Genomic DNA, 22,480 nt, shown 5'->3' on the forward strand with positions numbered 1-22,480 from the left:
GTGAAAAAATGAAGAAACTACTACTCGCTCTCACAAGTACGGCGGCCGTAATCGGCTTTGCATCGACTGCGGGTGCCCAGGAGAAGGCCAAGATCTGCTTCGTCTACGTCGGTGCCAAGACCGACGGTGGCTGGACCCAGGCCCACGACATCGGCCGCCAGGAGCTGGAAAAGGCGCTCGGCGACAAGATCGAGACGCAGTACCTCGAAAGCGTGCCGGAAGGCCCGGATGCCGAGCGCGCCATCGAGCGCCTCGCACGCTCGGGCTGCGGCCTGATCTTCACGACGTCCTTTGGCTTCATGGACGCGACGATCAAGATCGCGCAGAAGTTCCCGGACGTGAAGTTCGAACACGCCACCGGCTACAAGACCGCGCCAAACGTCGCGACCTACAACAGCCGCTTCTATGAAGGCCGCTACATCCAGGGCGTGATCGCTGCCAAGATGTCGCAGAAGGGCGTCGCCGGCTACATCGCCTCCTTCCCGATCCCGGAAGTGGTGATGGGCATCAACTCCTTCATCATCGGCGCGCGCTCGGTGAACCCGGACTTCAAGATCAAGGTCGTGTGGGCGAACACCTGGTTCGACCCGGGCAAGGAAGCTGATGCTGCCAAGGCATTGGTCGACCAGGGCGTCGATATCCTGACGCAGCACACCGACACCACGGCTCCGATGCAGGTTGCCGCCGAGCGTGGTATCAAGGCCTTCGGCCAGGCGTCTGACATGATCAAGGCCGGCCCGGAAACGCAGCTGACGGCGATCGTCGATACCTGGGGCGCTTACTACATCAAGCGCACGCAGGCTTTCCTCGATGGCAAGTGGGAAACGACTTCCAGCTGGGACGGCCTGAAGGACGGCATCCTGACGATGGCGCCGTACACCAACATGCCTGACGACGTGAAGAAGCTTGCCGAGGACGCCGAAGCCAAGATCAAGTCGGGCGAATTGAAGCCCTTCACCGGCCCGCTGAAGAAGCAGGACGGCAGCGAATGGCTCGCAGCCGGCGCAACGTCTGACGACGGCACGCTGCTTGGCATGAACTTCTACGTCGAAGGTGTCGACGACCAGCTGCCGAAGTAAGTCATCGCGCAGAAATGAAGTTAAGAAAACCCCGCCGTCGTGGCGGGGTTTGTCTTTTTCAGGATAGAGGCGGATGCCGATTCTGCTTATCTTTCCGGGGGCTTTTCGGAATCGGTTGATCAAACTACACTCGTTTGCGCAAGTTTGAGGCAAGCGGTTGGCGGTGCTCCGAGGCATCGATATCCGCGCGTCGGCAGGAATCAGGCAGGGGAGTGCCTGGAGGAGATGGATTGAACAGGAGTTTGCTGGAAACAGTTGTGTCCGGCTCGCGCAAACGCACGAGCCATGCGCATGTCGTCGATCAGCTTGGAAAGGCGATCATATCCGGCGAGTTCCCTGTGGGCTCGATCCTTCCGGGCGATCCCGAACTTGCGGCACGCTTCAAGGTGTCGCGCACGGTGCTTCGCGAGGCGATGAAGACGCTGGCGGCCAAAGGGCTGGTCGTGCCGCGCGCACGCATTGGCACGCGCGTAACGCCGCGCAACGACTGGAACCTGTTCGACAGCGATATCCTGACCTGGCACTTCGAGTGCGGGGTCGATGAAGATTTCCTCTATCACCTCAGCGAAGTGCGCCTCGCCTTCGAGCCGCATGCGGCGGCGCTGGCCGCCAGAAATGCCTCGGAGGCCGAAATCAGCCGCATGATGCGCCTTGCCGTCGCCATGGGCGAGGAGGGCCATACCGCCGAGAGCCTTGCCGTCGCCGATCTGAAGTTTCACCTCGCTGTCGCCGAGGCCTCCGGCAATCCGTTCATGCGCACGGTCGGCGGGCTGATCGAAGCGGCGCTCGTTGGCGTGTTCAAGCTGAGTTCGCCCGTTGCCGAAAGAGGCGGCATCGACGAAGTCGCCCGCAACCATATCCGCATCGTCGAAGAGATCGGCCGCCGCGACGAAGTCGGCGCGCGGCTCGCGATGGAAAATGTCATCAAGATCGGTCGCGAGCGGGTTCGCAGCGCCCTGCAAAACAGCAACTGATCTTTCAGAGCGGCCGGGATTGTTCGAAATTCCGCCATTGGCGATCTTCAATGTTCGGCGATCGCAGAGATTTCAACGCTTGTGCTTGCTCAGATCGCCCGCTGGCCTTATCTGGTGATTGGTCGTTCCCAGCGGAGCGGCTTTCGTCAACGGTGATCTGGAGACCATGTCCGAGTTTTTTGTCATTTTCGTCCTGCTTTTGATCAATGCATTTTTTGCTCTCTCGGAAATGGCAATCGTCTCGGCAAGCAAGCCCATGCTTCGCCAGATGGCAAAACAGGGAAATCACCGGGCCGAGGTTGCACTGAGGCTGGCGGAAGATCCGGGCAAGTTTCTTTCCACTGTCCAGGTCGGCATTACGCTGGTCGGCACGCTTGCCGGCGCCTATGGTGGCGCCACCATCGCCGCCAAGATCGCGCCCATTCTCGATGAAATCGCCTGGATCCATCCCTACGGCAACACGGTTGCCGTCGCGCTCGTCGTCACCTTGATTACTTTCCTGTCGGTGGTCATCGGCGAACTGATCCCGAAGCAGCTGGCGTTGAAGAATTCCGAAGCGCTGGCGATGTTCGTTTCCCGGCCGATGCTGTTCCTGTCGCGCGTCGCTGCTCCGGTCGTCTACCTCTTCGAAACGGCCGCATCGGTCGCCATGCGCCTTCTCGGCATGCGCCCGGACGATCCCGATCACGTCACGGAAGAGGAAGTTCAGGCGATCATGGCCGAGGGTGTCGAGAGCGGCGCCATCGAAAAGTCGGAACACGAGATGCTCCGGCGAATCATCCGCCTCGGCGACCGCAACGTGAAGTCGATCATGACGCATCGCACCGAGGTGAGCTTCATCGACGTCAACGACAGCCTCGAGGCCGTTGGCCGCAAGATCGATCAGTTCGGCCACTCTCGCTATCCGGTGGTCGATGGACCGAGCGGCGATGTGCTCGGTGCCGTTCTGGCGAAGGAAGTCCTGAACGCTCCGGCCTCCGGACCGTTCGACGTGCGTAAATACATCCGCGAGATCCATACTTTGCCGGAAACCGCGTCCTGCCTGAAGGCGCTCGACGCCTTCAAGTCGTCGAGCATCAACATGGCGATGATCGTCGACGAATATGGAAGCACCGAAGGCATCATCACCATTGCCGATATCCTCGAAGCTATCGTCGGCGTGCTGCCGTCGAACTACGACGACATCGAACACGCGCTGATCCGCGTGCGCGAGGATGGCAGCTATCTCGTCGACGGCCGTACGCCGATCGACGAAATTCACCTGACGATCGGTATCGAGGGGATCGATGCCGACGGCAACTTCGAGACGATCGCCGGCTTCCTGGTTCAGCAACTGCGCAAGACCCCGGAGGAAGGCGATATCGCCGTCGCTCACGGCTACCGCTTCGAGGTGGTCGACATGGACGCGCGCCGGATCGACAAGATCCTGGTCAGCCGCAGCGACGAAGCGTCCAGCTGATCGGATCCATGAACTTTTAGAGAGGGCCGGGGACGCGTTTGCTCCGGCTCAGAGCGCTGGTATCGTCTCGTGTGCCCGGGCCAATCCCACAAATGCAAAAGGCCGGGCTGAACCCGACCTTTCTCCAGATCACCGCGGGTCCGCTAGTACATCCGTAGTCGGACGTCCTCAGCGGCGATCAAGTAGCTCCCTTCTACAGGGCTATCATGTCGGCGCCATGACATCAGCCTCAGCTGTGGCGTGGAAAGGAACCCGCGCAGGTCAGCAACGCTTCACGGGCCAATTCGCAGATCACGTCAGCGAAGCCTGAGAATGTCGCAGTATGCGCCGATAGGCGCTTCTGCAACGTGCGGCCGGCGCACGATCAGGCAGTCGGACTGCGCAAAGACCTTCATCATCGACGAATCCTGCCGTGAGAAGGGATGTGCGACGAGGTTCCCGTCTTCGTCTCTGGAGAGACGTGCGCGAACGTAGTCCTGCCTGACGTCGTTGGCCTGCAGCGGGCTAGCAAGCCGGGCGGTCGCAATGCGTTCGCGGGACGGCAAGCGTGCGAGCTTGCGTGTTAGAGGTTCCAGGAACAGCAGTGCGCAAACGAGGCTCGAGACCGGATTGCCGGGCAGGCCGAGCACGGTCGTTTCTCCGAGCTTACCCACCATCAGCGGCTTACCCGGTCGCATGGCGATGCGCCAGAAGTCGAGCGTCATGCCGCAGGAAAGCAGCGTTGCCTGGACCAGGTCATGGTCGCCGACCGATGCGCCGCCGAGCGTGACGAGCACGTCGACATCGGCAGCCTGAGCCCGCGCGACCTGAGCGGCAATCGCCTGCTGGTCGTCGGCGACGATGCCGAGATCGATGACCTCCGCGCCGTTGTCGCGGGCGATTGCCCCGACGCCGAAGCTGTTCGAGGCGATGATCTGGTCCGGCCCCGGTTTGCTCCCGGGAGGCAGCAGTTCGTCGCCGGTCGCAAGGATTGCGATCTTCGGCCGCCTGAAGACGGGAAGGTCCGCACGGTTCATGCCGGCAGCCAGCGTCAGTCGTCCGGCGTCGAGCACGTCACCAGCCGAGAGCGCCTTTTCGTCCCGCGCAAAGTCCTGTCCGGCCAACCGGATATGGCGGCCCTTGCCGGGCACGAACTTGGTGCGGATCCGGTCTTCCGGCAGGCGCTCGGTATCTTCCTGGATGATCACCGTATCGGCGCCGGCGGGCAGGGGCGCTCCGGTAAAGATGCGGACGGCCTGTCCCGGCCCAACCTCACCCTTGAAGCCATGGCCGGCGGCCGATTGGCCGATGACGGCAAGTTCCGCACCAATGGTCTCGATATCCTGATGGCGAACTGCGTAGCCGTCCATCGCCGAATTGTCGAACGCAGGATGGGTGACGAGCGCCGCGATATCTTCGGCAAGGACCCGCCCGACAGCATCGTGAAGGCCGAGATGTTCGGTCAGTGGTCTCGGAGCAGCGCTGCCAAGGATTCGGTCGAGCGCATCTTCGACGGATAGCAGCGACATGGCCTCAGTTCCCTCCGCGGCGAAAGTCGCCGGACCGACCGCCGGACTTGCTGACCACCTGGATCCCGCCGATCTCCATCTCGCGATCAGCAGCCTTCGCCATGTCGTAGATGGTAAGGCACGCGACACTCACGGCCGTCAGCGCTTCCATCTCGACGCCGGTGCGGCCGGTGAGCTTGGCAAGCGCCTCGACCCGGAGGCCGGGAAGCGTTGGGTCGGGCGTGATGTCGACCGTCACCTTGGTCAGCATCAGCGGGTGGCAGAGCGGGATGAGATTGGCGGTCTGCTTGGCAGCCATGATGCCGGCGAGCCGCGCCGTCCCGATGACATCGCCCTTCTTGGCGTCGCCTTCGAGAATGAGTGTCAGCGTCTCCGCCTTCATGCGCACATGGCCTTCGGCGACCGCCACACGCACGGTCTCGGCCTTGTCACCGACATCCACCATGTTCGCTTCGCCGCTGCCACCAAGATGCGTGAGCGTCGGCTTACCCATTACTCGGCCGCCAGCGTGGCTGCCGCGCCGGTCAGCAGGGTGCGTGTTGCCGCTTCCACATCGCTCTTTCGCATCAGGCTCTCGCCGACGAGGAAGGTGGTGACGCCGCTCCTTTCCAGGCGCTGGCAATCCTCATGGGTGAAGATGCCACTTTCGCCGACCAGCAGCCGATCGGATGGAACCATGCCTGCAAGCTGTTCCGAGACAGCGAGATCGACCTCGAAGGTACGCAAATTGCGATTGTTGATGCCGACAAGGGGGGATGTGAGCTTGAGTGCCCGTTCCATTTCCTCGGCGTCGTGCACCTCGATCAGCACATCCATGCCAAGCTCGAAGGCCGCATCTTCAAGGCGGCGGGCGTCGTCGTCGTTGAGCGACGCCATGATCAGCAGAATGCAGTCCGCACCCCAGGCACGCGCTTCGAACACCTGGTAGCTGTCGAACATGAAGTCCTTGCGCAGGGCCGGCAGGCCGCAGGCCGCACGCGCGGCCTCCAGGAAGGCCGGCGCACCCTGAAAGCTCGGCGCATCCGTCAGCACGGAGAGACAGGCGGCCCCACCCGCCTCATAGGCCTTGGCGAGTGCCGGCGGATCGAAGTCCGGACGAATGAGCCCTTTGGACGGGCTTGCCTTCTTGATTTCGGCGATCAGTCCGAATGTGCCGGCCGCCTTGCGCGCGGCGAGCGCCGCGTAAAAGCCGCGGGGCGCAGACTGCTCGGCGATGCGCGCCTTCAGTTCGGAAAGCGGTGTCTGCGCTTTCGCGGCCGCGATCTCGTCGCGCTTATAGGCTTCGATCTTACGCAGGATATCCGTCATCGTTGCCGATCCTTCCTCAGGCTGCGTTCGAAACGCTGATCAGGCGCTGCAGCGCCATCTTGGCGCCGCTGCTCGAAAGCGACTGGCGGGCGAGGGCCATGCCATCGCTAAGGTCCTTTGCCCGTCCGGCTATCATCAGCGATGCCGCAGCATTGGCAAGGGAAATGTCCTTGTAGGGGTTCTCGGCGCCATCGAGGACGGCCTGGAGCGCAACGGCATTGTGGGCGCCGTCGCCGCCCTTCAGTGCGTCGAGCGTCACTGTCTGAAGGCCAAAATCGGCGGGCGTCAGCGTGAAGGTTGAGATCTTGCCGTCCGCAAGAGCAGCCACCTGCGTCGTGCCGGTCGTGGTGATCTCGTCGAGGCCTTCACCATGAACGACCCAGACATTTTCGGAGCCAAGATCGCGCAGAACCTCGGCGAGCGGCTGCACCCATTGCGGGGCGTAGACGCCGACGAGCTGGCGCTTGACACCGGCCGGGTTGGAAAGCGGGCCGAGCAGGTTGAAGATCGTGCGCGTGCCGAGTTCCACCCGGGTCGGTCCGACATGGCGCATCGCCGAATGATGCTGCTGCGCAAACATGAAGCCGACGCCTGCCTCGCGGATGCATTGCGAGATGGCTTCCGGACCGATGTCGAGCTTGACACCGAGGCAGGAGAGCGCGTCGGCGGTCCCCGACTTCGAGCTCAGCGCGCGGTTGCCGTGCTTGGCGACCGGGACGCCCGCGCCGGCGACGATGAGCGATGCAAGCGTCGAGATGTTGTAGGTGCCGGCGCCGTCGCCGCCGGTTCCCACGATATCGACCGCATCGGCCGGTGCGTCGACGGGCAGCATGCGGGCACGCATGGCGCCGACTGCACCGACGATCTCATCGACCGTTTCGCCGCGCACCCGCAGCGCCATCAGGAAGCCACCGATCTGTGATGGCGTCGCGGCGCCCGACATGATGATTTCGAAGGCGGCACGTGCGTCTTCGCGGTTCAGCGCCTCACGGGCGGCGACCTTGGCAACGAATGGCTTGAGATCGCTCATCGGTTGTTTCCTCTGGGCCTATCGTTGCGCGACGGCGGTTTCGCCAAGCGTCTGGTTGATCGAGACGCCGTAGGCGGCCTGCAACGTGGCGACCATCTGATCCAGGATGTCTTCGCCGCTAACGCGGGCCATGGCCTCGATCTGACGGCTGTCGTCCTGCAGCGCGTCCGTCGGGCCGCCGTCTTCGACTGCGGTTACCTGCAGGAGCACCTGTCCCTCGCCACCGATGCCGGCAGCGTTGGTGACGAAACCGTTCGGGCCAGAGAAGGCCGCAGCGACGGCAGCCGGGCTGAGGGCCGCGTCCGAGGTGGAGCGCGTCAGGCCGGACTTCGTTTCAACGGCGAGGCCGAGTTCGTTGGCGATGTCGGCGAGCTTTGCACCCTGCTCGACACGCTGCTTGAGCTCGCCGGCCCTCTTGGCAAGGGCGGCGCGCTGCTGTTCGGCCATCCAGTCGGCGCCGATTTCGTCACGAGCCTCGTCCAGAGTGCGGTCGCGCGCAGGGATGACTTCGTCGAGGTCGAACCAGACATAACCGTCGCGGCCGACATTGACCGGGAGTGTTTCTGCGCCGACATCGGCCTTGAAGGCTTCCTGCAGAAGGGCTGTCTGCTCCGGCAGGCCGGCGACGTCGTCGCCGTTCTTGTCCTTGCCGGTTGCGTCGATCGCGTCGATGGTCACAAGTTTCAGCTTGAGCTGGTCAGCGACTTCCTTGATCGGAGCACCCGACGCGCGTTCGTCCTCGATCTTGTCGTGGAGGCGCATGACTTCTTCGCTTGCCACGGAAAGGGCAAGGTCCTTGCGCAGTTCTTCCTTCACCTCATCGAAGCTGCGGACCGCTTCCGGGTGGATATTCGTCACACGGACGATAACTGGGCCGAAGGCGCCGTCGACGACCGGAGATACGCCGCCGTCCGCGGCAATTGCGAAGGCCGCTTCGCCGATCTTGGCGTCAGGCACGCGATCTTTGGTGAACTCGCCGAGAAGGACGTCCGCCGACGTCTTGCCTTCGGCCTTCACCAGCTCGTCGAAGCTCGTGCCGGAAGAAAGTTTGACCGATGCGGCGTCAGCCGCTGCACGCGACGGGAAGGTGAGCTGCTCGATGGTCCGCGTCGCAGGGGTGCGGAAGCTCTCCTTGCGCCGGTCATATTCGGTGCGGATCTGATCATCGGTGACGGCGGCAGTGTCCGCGACGTCGACCGGCTCGAGCTTCACGAAGCTGATCTTGCGATATTCCGGGGCGCGGTAATTCGCCTTGCGGGTATCGTACCAGGGCGTCAGTACGTCGTCGCCCGGTGCCTTCACGGCGTCGATATTGGCGTTCGACAGCAGCAGATAGTCGACGGTGCGCTTTTCGTGGCGGTAGGCGCCGATCGCGTCGGTCAGGACCTTGGGTGCGGCATAGCCGTCCGAGAGCGCGTCGACAATCTGGGAGCGGATCGCCGTCTGGCTCTGGCTGTTGATGTAGTCCTGTTCGCGCAGGCCGGCATTGCGCAGAACGCTCGAGAACGTCAGGCGGTCGAACTGGCCGTTGACGCTGTGAAACGCCGGATCGTCGGCGATCAGCTTGGCCAGCCGATCCTGCGAAAGGCCGAGGTTCATGTCGTTGGCAAGCTGGTCGAGAGCAGCGCCGGCGACGACCTGCGAGTAGACCCGCTGTTCGATGCCGAAGGCGCGGGCCTGCTGTGGCGTCAACCGGGTGCCGAGCTGGCGGGAGGCCTGAGCCAGCATGGTTTCGTAGGCGAGCCGGAACTCTGGCGCCTTGACCTTGACGTCGCCGACGACCACCACCGCATCCGACTGGTTCGTCATCGTCAGCGATGAGCCGCCCCACACCATGAACGACAGAACGAGAACGATTAGCAGGCCTTTGACGACCCAGGTCTGGGCAGCGCTTCTCAGGAATTCGAGCATGGGGGCAGAAACCTCTTTGCAATGCGGTGGCCAACGGCCAAACGAGATCGTTCCTTAAAACAAACGAAACAGGAAATGAAGGGTTGTTTGCCGCAAATTGCGCGCATGCGTGTGATGGTTCGTCCGTCCCGATTGCCCGGTTTTCAATGCCTGCCACCGGGCCGTCGTGGCAAAAGTGAGAGGTTGCCAAGGCCCGCTCGGCGCATCGGGCGCACTCGGTACAATCCGTGTCGGATTCATTAGCCGGCAATCGAAATTTATCTGTCAGATTGAGTCGAATACGCGTTGGATCTGTGGTTCTGTTGCAGGAGTTAGGGGCGATTCTGAAGACCCCGCGGGAAGGCATGCCATGCAGTCGACAATCGTGATGGTCAATCTTTTCGGCGCAGTAGCGCTGCTCCTTTTCGGGCTGTCGCTCGTCAAGGATGGCGTGACGCGTGCTTTCGGCGCACGTTTGCGCGCCGCTCTCGCCCAAGGAACCAATGGGGCCGTCCGCTCTTTTGCGACCGGGCTTGTCGCGACGCTGGCCTTGCAAAGTTCGACGGCCACGGCACTGATGACCGCGTCGTTCGTGGAAAAAGGGCTCGTGCGTTCTCGCATGGCGCAGATCGTGCTCCTCGGCGCCAATGTCGGCACCGCCATGACCGCCTGGATCGTCGCAACCGGTATCGAGTGGCTGTCACCGCTGGTAATCCTCGTCGGCGTGGTGCTGCATCGCGCCAGTCGTTCGAATGCCCGTCAGGGTCTCGGGGCGGCGTTCGTCGGGATCGGCCTCATGCTGCTGTCGCTGCATCTGCTGGGCTCTGCGACCGAGCCGATGCGTGATTCTCCAGCACTTGCCGCCTTCCTTGGCATGCTCGACAGTGCGTGGCCTGTCGCGCTCATCATATCCGCCGGGCTTGCCTTCGCCTCTTCCTCCAGCCTGGCGGTCGTCATGCTGGTCCTGTCGCTCTCGTCTGCAGGCATCCTGACCGTGGGGCTGACCGTGGCGCTCGTGCTGGGGGCGAACCTTGGTGGGGCGATCCCGCCGGTCATGGCGACCTTGGCTTCCGCTCCATCGGCGCGCCGCGTCACGCTTGGCAATCTCGTCATTCGCGCGATCGGCTGCTTGATCGCACTGCCATTGACCAGCATGAGTGTGGAGTTCCTGCAAAGCCTGCCGCTGCCGCAGCAAAACCTGCCCGTCGATATCCACCTTGCCTTCAATCTCGCCGTCGCGATCCTCGCATGGCCCTTTGCCGGGCCGTTGTCGCAACTGATGGTCCGGTTCATTCCCGATACGGAGACCGAAGAGAGCGGACCGCGCTACCTCGATGAAAATGCCCTGCATACGCCGGTCATGGCGCTGTCGGGGGCGACACGCGAAGTTCTGCGCGTCGGCGATCTGGTCGAGATGATGCTGATGCGCGCCGCGAGCGCCTTCGAAAACAACGATCTCTCGGATATTCGCGACATCGGCAAGTTCGAAAAGCAGGTCGACCAGCTGCAGCAGGAAGTGAAGATCTTCTTGTCGCGTTTGGGGCGCGATGGCTTGAGCCAGGAGGACGGCCGGCGCTCGATCGTCATCATCGACTATGCCATCAACCTCGAGCATATGGGCGACATCATCGAGAAGGGGCTCTGCGAGGAGATTGCCAAAAAGGTCAACAACGGACTGAAGTTCTCGGAGGAGGGCTATCAGGAGCTGAAAAGTCTCTTCAACCTGACGATCGACAATCTTCGCGTTGCGCAGTCCATCTTCGTCAGCCGCAATGCCGATCTTGCCAGGCAGCTCATCGAAGTGAAGGTGAGCGTTCGCCACATGGAGAAGCGTTCGGCCGAGAGGCACATCGAGCGGCTGCGCGACGGGCTGGTTCAGAGCCTGCAGACCAGTTCGCTTCACCTCGACATGTTGCGGGACCTCAAGCGCGTCAACGCCCATGTCGCGTCCGTCGCCTATCCGATCCTGGAGGAGAGCGGGCTTTTGACCGAAAGCCGTCTGCGGCCCGAGGCCTAGTCGCCAACTCTCAGGAACCGATGGCCGCAGCCTTCAGGTCGTTGCGGATGAAGGCGTCATAGCACTTGGTCAGCTGCACCCGGCTATGGCCGGGCTCGAGGCTCGGCAGATAGAGCGACAGCAGCATGCGGTTGACGTTGGTGGCCGGACAGGTCGGCACGAGCGCGACGTCGACCGCGCGGATGGCGGTGCGGACATTTTCATCCGGCGGCGGCACGGCGCGGAAGGGATCGGCGCCGATGGCGACATGGTGCGGGGCGCGGCGATCCATCAGCCAGGGAAAGGGATTGGTGAAGTCGATGTTGAGGATCGTCTCGAAACGTACGCCGTTGGCCGCTTCATAGGCACGTATCGCATCGATGGCGTCGTCCACATTCTTCAGCCAGCCGGCCTGGAAATCGAAATCGCTGTAAAGCAGGAAAGACGGGAGCTCGTCCGCATCTGCGAAAGCATCGAATGTAGGGCGATGGGCCGCATAGACTTCGCGCAGGCGCTCGGCGCGCAGTGCCAGAATGGGGCGGAGATTGACCGCACCCATCGTTTTGAGGTTCCGGCTCTCAAGCGGCACATTGTTGACCGCGCCGATCCAGGCGCGAGCGCTCTTTTGTAGGACGGCGGTGGCCGGAGGAAGCGCGGCCGCTAGCGCGAGAATAGCCACTGTGATCGCACGCCGCCTGGGCGCGCCGCCGGTGACCTCGTCGGCTACGATCTTGAGGAGCAAAGGCAGCAGAAAGATAAAGGCCTGGCTGCCGGTGTTCTGGCTTTCGAAAAGTATGCCGGCGAGGACGAAGGCGGCCAGCCAGAAGAACGGTTGGTCGAAGACTTGACCAAGTGCCGAAGCAGAGGGCTGCCCGCCAAGCTGCCGCAAGGACCGTGCGAAGGGTGGAAGGTGCGTCACGAAAAGCACCAGCGTAAGCAGTCCGGCTGGGATTAGCAGGCCGGCGTTGAGCGACGCGGCCTGTAGCAGGCGTGGCAAAAGGCTGCCATCGTTGACTGCCAGAAGCGCAAGGATATCGTCGATGTAAGCCGAAACGGCGCCCACCGAAAATTCGACCATGCCGAGCACGGCGAAGAACAGCAAGGCTGCGGCGACCGCTGATTTGAGGGCGATACGGCTGGCGGCAAAGGCCATCAGGCAAAGGACAGTACCGGCGACAACGCCGGTGATCTTCACGAAGAAGAGGGCGGCCATCGCCGCTGCAACCACGAGCACAAGGATACCGCGGTCGCGGACATGAACCACTGCCGCTGCCAGCACGTAAAGGAGCTGGCAGACCTGCCGGTTGTAGATGCCGAAACCATCGGAGCCGGGGTAGGGATAGAAATCACCGGTGTTGAACGGCAGCACCGAGAAAGCGAGGAACGGCAGCAGGATCGCATAGGCAAGCAGCGTCGAGCGCCTTTGGATGTCAAAGACGACGAGTGCGATCGCCGGCCCGGTGACGAGCAGCAGACACCAGCTCGCCAGCAACAGGGGCTGGCCGTTGGGGAAGATGCCCTGCAGACCCGTGAACAGGTAGTAACCGAGCGCGCCCACGGGCGTGAAAAAATCGACCGACGGCACCTGGCCGTCTCGAATTCGGTTGGCGGCATCGAGATAGAGATAGTGATCCCAGAACATCGGGCCGATCGGCTGCGGGATCGTGATGGACAGCAGCAGCGCGAGCACGCCAAGGGAGAAGGCAAGCAGGAACAACGGTGAGCGGACGAAGCTGAGGGCCACGCTCGTCGGTCGTGCCTGTACATCCAGTTCGGTGCGGCTATGCATTTGCGGTTTCGCTCCCCCGGGGGAGCGATGCACCCGCACTGCTTGCTGACACAGGCTCCGCGCCTTCTTATGCCATCATCCGGTTTTAAGCCGGTTAATGCGACGTGATTGTGAGAATTATGCTTCTCGCAATATCTTGGCGGTACCACCGCGCCGAATCGAGCGTGATTTTGTACTTTAGCCGATTTCGATTTAAGGAATTGTGCGAGGGGCTTCAGCCTCGGAAAGACCAAGGAGAGTATTGTATGGAACGCACGTGCCTGGCCATCATTCTGGCTGCCGGTGAAAGCACGCGGATGAAATCGTCCATGTCGAAGGTGCTGCATCCGGTTGCCGGCCGGCCGATGATCGCGCATGTCGTTCAGGCGCTGGCAAGCGCCTCGATCTCCGATATCGCCCTGGTGGTTGGCCGCGATGCGGAATCGGTTTCGGCGGCTGCGGATGTCGGCGGTGTGTCGGTTTCTTCCTATCTGCAGAAGGAACGGCTGGGTACGGGGCACGCGGTGCTGGCCGCGCGTGACGCCATTGCAAAAGGCTATGACGACATTCTCGTCGTCTTCGGCGACACGCCGCTGATCACGCCGGAGCCGCTCGAGGCGGCCCGTGACGGCCTTGCCGCCGGCAATGACGTGGTGGTGATCGGCTTCGAGGCGGCGGACCCGAGCGGCTATGGGCGTCTGATCGTCAAGGACGGTGCCTTGCTCGCCATCCGCGAGCACAAGGATGCGACCGAAGAAGAGCGCCGCATCACCTACTGCAACGGCGGGCTGATGGCGATCGACGGTCGCAAGGCGCTCGATCTGCTCGGCCGCATCGGCAACGCCAACGTCAAGGGCGAGTACTACCTGACCGACCTCGTCGAGATCGTGCGCGAAATCGGCGGCCGGGCGATGGCCGTCGAGGCCCCCGAAGAAGAACTGACCGGGTGCAACACGCGCGCGGAACTCGCCTTCATCGAGCGGCTGTGGCAGCAGCGCCGCCGCCACGAACTGATGCTGTCGGGCGTATCGATGATCGCGCCGGAAACGGTGTTCCTCGCCTGGGACACGGTGCTCGAGCAGGATGTGCTGATCGAGCCGAATGTCGTTTTCGGCCCCGGCGCGCGGGTGGAGAGCGGCGCGATCATTCATGCCTTCTCGCATGTCGAGGGTGCGACGGTCCGGGCAGGGGCGACGGTTGGTCCGTTCGCGCGACTGCGTCCGGGCGCAGATCTCGGCGAAAAGTCCAAGGTCGGCAATTTCTGCGAGGTCAAGAAAGCGGAGATCGGTGCCGGCGCCAAGGTCAATCACCTGACCTATATCGGCGATGCTTTCGTCGGCGCGGGCACCAACATCGGTGCGGGCACGATCACCTGCAATTACGACGGCGTGAACAAGCACGAGACCAGGATTGGCGAAAATGCCTTCATTGGCTCGAATTCGTCGCTGGTTGCACCGGTGGCGATCGGGGACGGCGCCCTGGTTGCCTCGGGTAGCGTGATCACGGAGGATGTTCCGGCGGATGCCGTCGCCTTCGGCCGCGCGCGCCAGGAGATCAAGCCGGGCCGGGCACGACTGCTGCGCGAGCGCTACCAGGCGGTGAAGGCGGCCAAGAAGGCTGCGAAGGCTGCGGAATAGGCCCAAAGCGCGGCTGATTTCTGCCTGCTTGAGCTGTGATTCAGGGAAACCTGCAGCGCATTAAATACTGAAACCGAAAGTGAAATCGGGGCGGATTGCCTCGCCCGGCAAATGCTTTACCAAGGCAGCGCAAGGGGCGGGAGATCCGCCCCTATCGACTGAGGCGCCACGACCGGCGCGGGGACAAATCGGAGACGACTATGTGCGGTATTGTTGGCATCGTGGGCAACCAGCCGGTATCGGAGCGACTGGTCGATGCGCTGAAGCGTCTCGAATACCGCGGCTATGATTCCGCCGGCGTCGCGACCATCACCGGTGGCGCATTGGAGCGCCGGCGCGCCGAGGGCAAGCTCGTCAATCTCGAGATTCGGCTTCGCGAACAGCCGCTCGCCGGCACGATCGGCATTGCTCACACGCGTTGGGCGACCCATGGCGCGCCAACCGAGCGCAATGCCCACCCGCATTTCACCGACGGTGTCGCCGTCGTCCACAACGGCATCATCGAGAACTTCGCCGACCTGAAGGACGAACTGATCGCCAGTGGCGCCAGGTTCGAGACCGAGACCGACACCGAGGTCGTCGCCCATCTGCTCTCCAAGTTCCGTCGTGAAGGCCTTGGTCGGCGCGAGGCGATGCACGCGATGCTGAAGCGCGTCACCGGAGCCTATGCGCTGGCGGTGCTCTACCAGGACGACCCGTCGACGATCATGGCGGCACGCAACGGCCCGCCGCTGGCGATCGGCCATGGCAAGGGCGAGATGTTCCTCGGCTCCGACGCTATCGCGCTTGCGCCCTTCACCAACGAGATCACCTATCTGATCGACGGCGACTGGGCGGTCATCGGCGCAAACGGCGTGCATATCTTCGATATCGAAGGCAATGTCGTCGACCGGCCGAAGCAGCTGTCTTCGGCTGCCGCCTACATGATCGACAAGGGCAACCACCGGCACTTCATGGAGAAGGAAATCTATGAGCAGCCGGAGGTGATCGCGCACGCACTCAGCCACTACATCGACTTTGCCGGCAACCGCGTCAAGGCACACGCCGGCACGATCGATTTTGCCAAGGTGCCGAGCCTCGCGATCTCGGCCTGCGGCACCGCCTATCTCGCGGGTCTCGTCGGCAAATACTGGTTCGAGCGCTATGCCCGCCTGCCGGTCGAGATCGACGTCGCGTCCGAGTTCCGCTACCGCGAAATCCCGCTGTCGCCTGAGGCAGGCGCGCTGTTCATCTCGCAGTCGGGCGAAACCGCCGACACGCTCGCCTCGCTGCGCTACTGCAAGGAGCTGGGCCTGAAGATTGGCGCGGTGGTCAATACGCGCGAATCGACCATCGCGCGCGAGTCTGACGCCGTGTTCCCGATCCTTGCGGGTCCGGAGATCGGTGTGGCCTCCACCAAGGCCTTTACCTGCCAACTCGCCGTGCTTGCTTCGCTGGCCATCGGCGCCGGACGTGCCCGCGGCACCGTGAGTGCAGAGGAAGAGCAGGCGCTGGTTCGCTACCTTGCCGAAATGCCGCGCATTATGGGCCAGGTGCTGAACGCCATTCAGCCGAAGATCGAGCTTCTGTCTCGCGAACTTTCGAAGTGCCGCGACGTGCTCTATCTCGGTCGCGGCACCAGCTTCCCGCTGGCCATGGAAGGTGCGCTCAAGCTCAAGGAAATTTCCTACATCCATGCGGAAGGTTATGCCGCCGGCGAGTTGAAGCATGGGCCGATCGCGCTGATCGATGAAAACATGCCGGTCATCGTGATCGCGCCGCATGATCGCTTCTATGAGAAGACCGTTTCCAACATGCAGGAAGTGGCGGCTCGTGGCGGCCGCATCATTCTCATCACCGACGAGAAGGGGGCTGCGGCCTCCAAGCTCGAAACCATGGCGACGATCGTGCTGCCGAATGTCGACGAAATCATCGCGCCGATGATCTTCTCGCTGCCGATCCAGCTTCTTGCCTACCATACGGCGGTGTTCATGGGCACCGACGTCGACCAGCCCCGCAACCTCGCCAAATCGGTGACCGTCGAATGATCTATGTCCGGCATGAACGCCCGGGAGATGAGAAGGCGATCCGCGACGTGACCGCGGCCGCCTTCGAAGGGCACCCGCACAGCGACCAGAGCGAGCCCTTGATCATTCAACGCCTGCGCGAAGCAGGCGCGCTAAGCGTGTCGCTGGTCGCTGAGATGAACGACGAGATTGTCGGTCACATCGCCTTTTCGCCCGTCACTCTCACGCCGGCAGAAACCGGCTGGTTCGGGCTCGGGCCAGTCTCTGTGAAGCCGGACGTTCAGGCGCAAGGCATCGGCAGGCAGCTGGTCCTTGAGGGGCTCGAATGGCTGCGGGCCGAAGGGGCAGCCGGCTGCGTCGTCGTCGGTGATCCCGCCTATTATCAAAAGTTCGGTTTCCACAACGAATCGGCTCTTGTATTCGCCGGTTGTGCGCCGCAATATTTCATGGCGCTGGCTCTTTCCGGCGCGATGGCGGCGGGCACCGTCGCTTATCATCCTGCCTTCGGCGTCGAGTGAGGTTGAGACGGAAGAAAGCATGACGGAACATTCAAAACGCAGCTACATCGCGACGCGGCTGCGCAACTACTTCCTGACCGGCTTGATCATCTGTGCGCCGGTGGCAATCACCGTTTGGCTCGTGCGAACGTTTATCGATTGGGCCGATGGCTGGGTAAAGCCGTATCTTCCAAACTTCTATAATCCGGACACCTATTCACCCGTTGCCATTCCTGGCTTCGGTCTGCTTGTCGCCATTTTCGTTATCACCTTCGTCGGCTTCATGACCGCGAACCTCGTCGGTCGCTCGATCGTGAATCTCGCCGAATCCCTCGTCAACCGGACGCCGCTGGTCCGCACGATCTACAAATCCACCAAGCAGATCTTCCAGACGGTGCTGCAGGAGCAATCGTCCTCCTTCAAGAAGGCCGGACTGATCGAGTACCCGAGCCCGGGAATCTGGTCTTTGGTGTTCATTGCAACGGATGTGAAGGGCGAGATCGCCGCGAAGTTCGATGAACGCGGCATGGACATGGTTGCTGTCTTCCTGCCGCCGACCCCGATCCCGACAGCGGGATTTCTGCTCTTTATCCCGCGTGACAAGATCATTCCGCTTGAGATGAGTGCGGAGGATGCGGCCAAGCTGCTGATATCCGGTGGCCTCGTGACGCCCGACTACAAGCCGCTCTCCAATGCACCGCTGAAGATCGGCCAGCAGAAGACCGCCTGACACCGAGGCGTCCCCTCGAATGCAAGCGCCACTGCAGTTATCCTGGGAAACGTCTAGCCTGCACGCAGGAAGCGGATCGCTTCGTCGCGCCGGTAGAGATAGAGCAGCGTCCGGAGCGCTTCACCTCGTTCCGACGTCAGGTCCGGATCCCTCTCGATTACGTAGGCGGCGTCCTTGCGGGCGATTTCCAGGAGGTCGCCATGCGCTTCCAGGCTGGCGATGCGGAAGCCGGGCGTGCCGGACTGGCGTGTCCCGAGCAACTCGCCTTCACCGCGCAGTTTCAGGTCTTCTTCGGCAATCAGAAAGCCGTCCTCGCTGTCGCGCAGGATCGAAAGCCGTGATCGGCCATTTTCGCTGAGCGGTCCCTTGTAGAGCAGAATGCAGGTCGACGCTTCGTCGCCCCGGCCGACGCGTCCGCGCAACTGGTGAAGCTGGGCAAGACCGAAGCGTTCCGCATGTTCAATCACCATGATCGTGGCGTCCGGCACGTCGACGCCGACTTCGACGACGGTGGTTGCGACCAGCAAACGGATCTCGCCGTTCTTGAAGGCGAGCATGACGGCATCTTTCTCGGCTCCGTTCATCCGGCCATGTACGAGGCCGACATTGTTACCGAAGCGCTTGGCGAGGCCCTCGTATCTTTCTTCGGCGGACATGACGTCGACAGCTTCCGACTCCTCGACGAGCGGGCAGATCCAGTAGGCCTTCTTGCCTTCGCGAAGCGCCGCGTCCAGTCGATCGACGATGTCGTCCGTACGCTCGGTCGGGATCGTCACGGTCTGGATCGGCTTCCGGCCCGCTGGCTTCTCCGTCAGCTTCGAAACGTCCATGTCGCCGAAGGCCGCGAGCACAAGCGTGCGCGGGATGGGCGTCGCCGTCATCACGAGCATATGCGGGGAGATCCCCTTGGCGGTCAGACGCAGGCGTTGGTGAACGCCGAAGCGATGCTGTTCGTCCACCACCGCCAGCGTCAACTCCTTGTAGTTCACCGTGTCCTGGAAAAGCGCATGCGTGCCGATCACCATCCGCGTCTCGCCGGATGCTATGCGCTCGACGATGGCGTCGCGTTCCTTGCCTTTCGTGCGACCGGTCAACACGTCAATCGTGATGCCGGCAGGGGCCGCCATCCTGGCGAGGGTAGCGTGGTGTTGGCGGGCGAGGATTTCGGTGGGCGCCATCAGCACGGCCTGGCCGCCGGATTCGACGGCGGCCAGCATCGACATCAGCGCCACCATCGTCTTGCCGGAGCCGACGTCGCCCTGGAGCAGCCGCAGCATGCGTTCGGTGCCAGACATATCTTTGAGAATGTCGGTAATTGCCGTGGATTGGCTTGCTGTCAGCGAAAAGGGAAGCGCGTCGATGACCGGCCGGGAGAGCGCACCCGTGGCGTGAACTGGCGTTCCCGCAACCTTTCGCAGCCGCTGCCGCACGAGTGCCAGCGACAGTTGGCCGGCGAGAAATTCATCATAGGCCAGGCGGCGGCGCGCGGGCGCCTGCGGATCTATATCCGTCGCGTCACGGGGATCGTGCATCGCCCGGAAACTCTCGGCGGCGCTGCTGAAACCTTGTTTGGTCAGCAGTGCGTCGTCCACCCATTCAGGCATTTCCGGAACGCGTGCGACCGCCGCCTCGATCGACTTGCGCAATGTCCTGGGCGAAAGCCCGGCGGTGAGACCATAGACCGGCTCGACCAGCGGCAGGTTTTCCGCCTCACTTGCCCGAACCGCGTAATCCGGATGGACCATGGATGGTCGTCCATTGAACCAGTCGACCTTGCCGCTGACGATCACCGTCTCATCAACCGGAAGGGACTTTTCCAGCCAGTTTCCCTTCACCCGGAAATAGGTGAGCGCCAGCTCGCCGGTCTCGTCATGCAGGAATACGCGGTAGGGCAGGTTGGATTTGCCACGCGGCGGCGGCTGGTGGCGATCGACCCGGCCGGTAATCGTGACGATCACCCCTTGCGGGGCGTGGGCAATGCCCGGTTGCTGACGGCGGTCGATCAGCGAATGGGGCGCATGGAAGACGAGATCGACGACACGGCAGTCGTCGATCGCTTCACGGCCGAGCAGTTTGGCATAGAGTTCTCCGATCTTCGGGCCGATGCCTGGAAGCGTGTCGAGCGGTGAGAAGAGCGGGTCGAGCAGGGCGGGGCGCATGGCGATGAAATTGCGATGATAAATCGGGCTTTGGCAAGGCTGACAATCACCTATTCAGCGTTTATAGAGCGCTGTGACGACAAACCGTAGCCTGGAGCGTCCCGCGTCAAGTGATATCACTGGAGGCGACAAGATGCTCTGGAAACAAGGTGCTAGAGCATTTTCGCGTGATCGTTCGAACGCGCGGTGCTCTCCTGCATGTGCAGCAACTTAAAGTGCTACAGCGACATTCATGCGCCTGGGAAGGCGCGCGGCGCAGTAGCAGGCGGCAGGAAGGAATTCCCATGACTGGCATTTCACGTACCAGCGCCGATCTTGATCCGCGTCGACGGCGGATCCTTTTCCGCGCCTGGCATCGCGGCATTCGCGAGATGGACCTGATTCTCGGGCAGTTTGCAGAAGCCGAGCTTTCGCTGCTTTCCGATGCGGACCTCGATGAACTCGAGACGATCATGCGCGAAGAGGACAATGATCTCGTCAGATGGATCACTGGCGAACAGCCGGTGCCGCCCCAATATCAGACGTCGATGTTCGAGCGGATTGCCGCCTATCGTCCCGATTTCGAGAAGCTTCCCTAAGAGATAAAGTAACCGATGATGCTGGCTGGCCTTGATCCGAAGAAAATTGTCGAAGCGCAGCGGGAGATCACGATCGGGCCGGTTCCCTCCGGTGCCGAGGCACTGGTTCTCGCCGAACTTGCGCGTGCCGGTCAGCCGGTTGCCTATATTCTGTCGGATGGTCAACGGATAGCGGATCTTGAGCAGGTCCTCGGCTTCGTCGCGCCGGATATTCCGGTGCTGACGCTGCCCGGCTGGGACTGCCTTCCCTATGACCGGGTATCGCCGAGCGCCGACACGTCTGCGCGTCGCCTCGCAGCACTCAGCGCACTCATTGCGCACAAGAAGAAGCCGCATGCAGCGATCGTGCTGGTGACCGTCAACGCTGCCCTGCAGAAAATCTCGCCTCAGGATGTGATCGAGAGCCTGGCGTTTTCGGCCCGTCCGGGCAATCAGGTACGCATGGATGACATCGCGATGCGGCTTGAGCGCAACGGCTTTGAGCGGGTCGCGACCGTGCGTGAGGTCGGCGAATACGCGGTGCGCGGCGGCATTCTGGATGTCTTCGTGCCCGGCAGCGGCGAGCCTCTGCGGCTTGATTTCTTCGGCGACACACTCGAGACCATCCGCTCCTTCGATCCCGCAAGCCAGCGCACGACGGGCCAGGTTCGCTCTCTCGATCTCAACCCGATGAGCGAGGTGTCGCTGACACCGGAGACGATCAGCCACTTCCGCAAGCAATATCTGTCGCTGTTCGGCGCGACGAACCGCGACGATGCGCTTTACCAGGCGGTTTCCGAAGGGCGACGTTACGCCGGCATGGAACATTGGCTGCCGCTCTTCTTTGACGGGCTGGAAACGGTCTTTGATTATCTCGATGGTTTCCGCATCGTCACCGATCACCTGGCGCGCGAGGCAGCCGCAGAGCGCTCGAAACTCATTCTCGACTACTACGACGCCCGCCTGGCATCGGCCTCTCCCGGCAAGACGCAGACCACCCAGGGCACGCCCTATAAGCCGGTCCCGCCGGAACTGCTCTACCTGAACTCGCAAGGCTTCAACGCTGCGCTCGCCTCGCGCGATGCCATTCGTTTGTCACCGTTCAACGAGCATGAAGGTGAAGCGCGTCAGGTGATCTCGGTCGATGCGCGCCAAGGGATGCGCTGGGCAAAGTCGGCGGGCGAGGGGGAGACGGACAGCGAACGCGTCAACGTCTTCGACCAGGCGGTCAAGTACATAGCCGAGCGGCGTTCAAAGGGCGCCAAGGTGATAATCTCGGGCTGGAGCGAAGGGTCGCTGGACCGCCTGTTGCAGGTGCTGGTTGAGCACGGGCTCGGCAACATCAAGCCGATCAAGGCGCTGGCCGAGGTCAAGAGCCTGAAGCCGGGCGAGGCGGGTGCGACCGTTCTTAGCATCGAGGCCGGTTTCGAGACAGGCGATCTCGTCATTATCGGCGAACAGGATATCCTGGGCGACCGCATGGTGCGCCGCTCGAAGCGGCGCAAGCGTGGTGCCGACTTCATCGCCGAGGTGGCAGGCCTCGACGAGGGCAGCTATGTGGTGCACGCCGAACACGGTATCGGCCGCTTCGTTGGCCTGCGTACCATCGAGGCTGTTGGCGCGCCGCATGATTGCCTCGAACTCGTCTATGCGGAGAACGCCAAACTGTTCCTGCCGGTCGAAAACATTGAACTCCTGTCGCGCTACGGCGCAGAAGGGACCGATGCGATCCTCGACAAGCTGGGTGGCGTTGCCTGGCAGGCGCGCAAGGCCAAGCTCAAGAAGCGGCTGCTCGATATGGCGGGCGGTCTGATCCGCATCGCCGCCGAACGGCATACGCGCCGGGCACCGGCTCTGATCGCTCAGGACGGCGTCTACGACG

General features: G+C 62.5%; 17 protein-coding genes. 10 read left to right on the top strand and 7 right to left on the bottom strand.

The genetic code is table 11. The features are described 5' to 3' along the window. Positions 1–8: 8 nt before the first annotated feature. From I8N66_RS15865 to I8N66_RS15875, 3 genes are all read left to right on the top strand, one after another. A complete protein-coding gene (locus I8N66_RS15865; protein WP_113537122.1) occupies positions 9–1,079 on the top strand; it encodes a BMP family ABC transporter substrate-binding protein in 1,071 nt (356 codons plus the stop codon). A gap of 230 nt (positions 1,080–1,309) precedes the next feature. Next, on the top strand, positions 1,310–2,053 hold the full coding sequence (locus tag I8N66_RS15870; protein WP_113537123.1) for a FadR/GntR family transcriptional regulator: 744 nt from the start codon (positions 1,310–1,312) through the stop codon (positions 2,051–2,053). Between the two features lie 166 nt (positions 2,054–2,219). Continuing rightward, entirely contained in the window at positions 2,220–3,512 is a 1,293-nt protein-coding gene (locus I8N66_RS15875; RefSeq protein WP_291155064.1) for a hemolysin family protein, read from the top strand. A gap of 296 nt (positions 3,513–3,808) precedes the next feature. Here I8N66_RS15875 and glp read toward each other — a convergent pair whose 3' ends face one another. From glp to I8N66_RS15900, 5 genes are read right to left on the bottom strand one after another with little or no spacing between them, the layout of a single operon-like run. Next, a complete protein-coding gene (glp, locus tag I8N66_RS15880) occupies positions 3,809–5,020 on the bottom strand; it encodes a gephyrin-like molybdotransferase Glp (RefSeq protein ID WP_291155066.1) in 1,212 nt (403 codons plus the stop codon). Positions 5,021–5,024: 4 nt separating this feature from the next. Then, positions 5,025–5,513, bottom strand: coding sequence for a cyclic pyranopterin monophosphate synthase MoaC (gene moaC / locus I8N66_RS15885; protein WP_113537126.1), 489 nt, complete (start codon positions 5,511–5,513; stop codon positions 5,025–5,027). Further along, positions 5,513–6,328 carry an indole-3-glycerol phosphate synthase TrpC gene (gene trpC, locus I8N66_RS15890; RefSeq protein WP_291155068.1) on the bottom strand — a complete coding sequence of 272 codons (816 nt, stop codon included), beginning with the start codon at positions 6,326–6,328 and terminating at the stop codon, positions 5,513–5,515. Before trpC ends, moaC begins: the two co-directional genes overlap by 1 nt. A gap of 16 nt (positions 6,329–6,344) precedes the next feature. Then, positions 6,345–7,358, bottom strand: a complete 1,014-nt coding sequence (gene trpD, locus I8N66_RS15895; RefSeq protein ID WP_291155070.1) for an anthranilate phosphoribosyltransferase — start codon at positions 7,356–7,358, stop codon at positions 6,345–6,347. An 18-nt stretch (positions 7,359–7,376) separates the two neighbouring features. Then, on the bottom strand, positions 7,377–9,269 hold the full coding sequence (locus tag I8N66_RS15900) for a peptidylprolyl isomerase (protein ID WP_291155072.1): 1,893 nt from the start codon (positions 9,267–9,269) through the stop codon (positions 7,377–7,379). Between the two features lie 349 nt (positions 9,270–9,618). On the opposite strand from I8N66_RS15900, the gene I8N66_RS15905 reads away from it, so the two are divergent. After that, the gene (locus tag I8N66_RS15905; protein WP_113537130.1) at positions 9,619–11,265 is read left to right on the top strand and encodes a Na/Pi cotransporter family protein; all 1,647 of its coding nucleotides are present in this window, start codon (positions 9,619–9,621) and stop codon (positions 11,263–11,265) included. 10 nt (positions 11,266–11,275) lie between these two features. On the opposite strand, the gene I8N66_RS15910 is transcribed toward I8N66_RS15905, so the two are convergent. Then, positions 11,276–13,033: a hypothetical protein gene (locus tag I8N66_RS15910; RefSeq protein ID WP_291155075.1), complete on the bottom strand. Its 1,758-nt coding sequence runs from the start codon at positions 13,031–13,033 to the stop codon at positions 11,276–11,278. Between the two features lie 245 nt (positions 13,034–13,278). Here I8N66_RS15910 and glmU point away from each other — a divergent pair, with 245 nt between their 5' ends. The 4 genes from glmU (at position 13,279) to I8N66_RS15930 (ending at position 17,882) form a co-directional block, all read left to right on the top strand. Beyond that, positions 13,279–14,649, top strand: a complete 1,371-nt coding sequence (gene glmU / locus I8N66_RS15915; protein ID WP_291155077.1) for a bifunctional UDP-N-acetylglucosamine diphosphorylase/glucosamine-1-phosphate N-acetyltransferase GlmU — start codon at positions 13,279–13,281, stop codon at positions 14,647–14,649. Positions 14,650–14,849: 200 nt separating this feature from the next. Then, positions 14,850–16,676 carry a glutamine--fructose-6-phosphate transaminase (isomerizing) gene (glmS, locus tag I8N66_RS15920; protein ID WP_291155079.1) on the top strand — a complete coding sequence of 609 codons (1,827 nt, stop codon included), beginning with the start codon at positions 14,850–14,852 and terminating at the stop codon, positions 16,674–16,676. Beyond that, positions 16,676–17,173, top strand: a complete 498-nt coding sequence (locus I8N66_RS15925) for an N-acetyltransferase (protein ID WP_291155099.1) — start codon at positions 16,676–16,678, stop codon at positions 17,171–17,173. Before glmS ends, I8N66_RS15925 begins: the two co-directional genes overlap by 1 nt. A gap of 19 nt (positions 17,174–17,192) precedes the next feature. Then, positions 17,193–17,882: a DUF502 domain-containing protein gene (locus I8N66_RS15930; RefSeq protein ID WP_291155081.1), complete on the top strand. Its 690-nt coding sequence runs from the start codon at positions 17,193–17,195 to the stop codon at positions 17,880–17,882. Positions 17,883–17,935: 53 nt separating this feature from the next. Here the strand turns inward: I8N66_RS15930 and recG are convergent, their stop codons facing one another. Further along, positions 17,936–20,041, bottom strand: coding sequence for an ATP-dependent DNA helicase RecG (gene recG / locus I8N66_RS15935; protein ID WP_291155083.1), 2,106 nt, complete (start codon positions 20,039–20,041; stop codon positions 17,936–17,938). A gap of 284 nt (positions 20,042–20,325) precedes the next feature. Between recG and I8N66_RS15940 the strand changes: the two genes are divergently transcribed. Beyond that, the gene (locus tag I8N66_RS15940) at positions 20,326–20,619 is read left to right on the top strand and encodes a succinate dehydrogenase assembly factor 2 (RefSeq protein WP_291155085.1); all 294 of its coding nucleotides are present in this window, start codon (positions 20,326–20,328) and stop codon (positions 20,617–20,619) included. A gap of 18 nt (positions 20,620–20,637) precedes the next feature. Beyond that, a partial coding sequence (locus I8N66_RS15945; protein WP_291155087.1) for a CarD family transcriptional regulator occupies positions 20,638–22,480 on the top strand: 1,843 nt, incomplete at its 3' end.

The organism is Ensifer sp. SSB1 (assembly GCF_016652895.1).
GTDB lineage: Bacteria > Pseudomonadota > Alphaproteobacteria > Rhizobiales > Rhizobiaceae > Ensifer.

What these genes read in the sequence shown, in the direction of transcription:
- moaC (WP_113537126.1), bottom strand. Translation starts at nt 5,513, where the DNA reads ATGGGTAAGCCGACGCTCACGCATCTTGGTGGCAGCGGCGAAGCGAAC.
- I8N66_RS15910 (WP_291155075.1), bottom strand. Translation starts at nt 13,033, where the DNA reads ATGCATAGCCGCACCGAACTGGATGTACAGGCACGACCGACGAGCGTG.
- I8N66_RS15865 (WP_113537122.1), top strand. Translation starts at nt 9, where the DNA reads ATGAAGAAACTACTACTCGCTCTCACAAGTACGGCGGCCGTAATCGGC.
- recG (WP_291155083.1), bottom strand. Translation starts at nt 20,041, where the DNA reads ATGCGCCCCGCCCTGCTCGACCCGCTCTTCTCACCGCTCGACACGCTT.
- glp (WP_291155066.1), bottom strand. Translation starts at nt 5,020, where the DNA reads ATGTCGCTGCTATCCGTCGAAGATGCGCTCGACCGAATCCTTGGCAGC.
- trpD (WP_291155070.1), bottom strand. Translation starts at nt 7,358, where the DNA reads ATGAGCGATCTCAAGCCATTCGTTGCCAAGGTCGCCGCCCGTGAGGCG.
- I8N66_RS15930 (WP_291155081.1), top strand. Translation starts at nt 17,193, where the DNA reads ATGACGGAACATTCAAAACGCAGCTACATCGCGACGCGGCTGCGCAAC.
- I8N66_RS15900 (WP_291155072.1), bottom strand. Translation starts at nt 9,269, where the DNA reads ATGCTCGAATTCCTGAGAAGCGCTGCCCAGACCTGGGTCGTCAAAGGC.
- I8N66_RS15905 (WP_113537130.1), top strand. Translation starts at nt 9,619, where the DNA reads ATGCAGTCGACAATCGTGATGGTCAATCTTTTCGGCGCAGTAGCGCTG.
- I8N66_RS15940 (WP_291155085.1), top strand. Translation starts at nt 20,326, where the DNA reads ATGACTGGCATTTCACGTACCAGCGCCGATCTTGATCCGCGTCGACGG.
- glmS (WP_291155079.1), top strand. Translation starts at nt 14,850, where the DNA reads ATGTGCGGTATTGTTGGCATCGTGGGCAACCAGCCGGTATCGGAGCGA.
- glmU (WP_291155077.1), top strand. Translation starts at nt 13,279, where the DNA reads ATGGAACGCACGTGCCTGGCCATCATTCTGGCTGCCGGTGAAAGCACG.
- trpC (WP_291155068.1), bottom strand. Translation starts at nt 6,328, where the DNA reads ATGACGGATATCCTGCGTAAGATCGAAGCCTATAAGCGCGACGAGATC.
- I8N66_RS15875 (WP_291155064.1), top strand. Translation starts at nt 2,220, where the DNA reads ATGTCCGAGTTTTTTGTCATTTTCGTCCTGCTTTTGATCAATGCATTT.